Source organism: Massilia sp. CFBP 13721 (genome assembly GCF_014842025.1).
Lineage (GTDB): Bacteria > Pseudomonadota > Gammaproteobacteria > Burkholderiales > Burkholderiaceae_D > Telluria.
In genome coordinates, this window is sequence record NZ_JACYUY010000066.1 from 1 (window position 1) to 688 (window position 688).

1 protein-coding gene is annotated in these 688 nt (G+C 57.4%); it reads left to right on the forward strand.

The window, feature by feature from the left end:
* Positions 1-68: 68 nt before the first annotated feature.
* On the forward strand, positions 69-688 hold a 620-nt coding region (locus IFT60_RS26180; RefSeq protein WP_192057024.1), incomplete at its 3' end, for a helix-turn-helix domain-containing protein.

A 688-nucleotide genomic window follows, 5' to 3' on the forward strand; every position in this document is an offset into this window, starting at 1 on the left:
GCAAAGTAGAAATGTCTGATTTTGCTCGATAGCTCATGCTGTCGACTCTGAATAGTTTGGAGTCCAGTGTGAGCAAAATCGGGGGCATGACGATGCAGGAGTGGAACCGTGCCAAGGTCATTGAGGCCTGTGTACGAGGCGAGATAGCACCAGCCGTTGCAGCCCAGCGGCTGCAGATTACGCCCCGACAGGTTCTGCGTCTGCGGAAACGGTTTGTCGATGAAGGTGTTGGCGCGATGGTCGCCAAATACCGGGGCAAGCCGAGCAATAATCAGCTCAAGCCAGGGGTGGCAAAGACAGCACTGGAGCTGGTGCATGAGCATTATTCCGACTTTGGCCCTACCCTGGCATGCGAGCAGTTACGAGACCGGCACGACATAAATCTGTCGAAAGAGACGCTGCGCAAGCTGATGCTCGAAGCGGGTTTGTGGCCCCCAAAGGGTGTGCGGCGCGCAGCGCTGCATCAGCCGCGGGAGCGACGTCCCTGCCGTGGTGAACTGGTCCAGATCGACGGCAGCCGCCATGACTGGTTTGAAGGCCGCAGCGCAGCTTGTACATTGCTGGTGTACGTCGATGATGCGACAGGCGAACTGTTACAGCTCTATTTTGCCGGCACCGAATCGACCGTCAGCTACTTCGAAGCCACACGGCGCTATATCGGACGACATGGCAAGCCACAAGCCTTCTA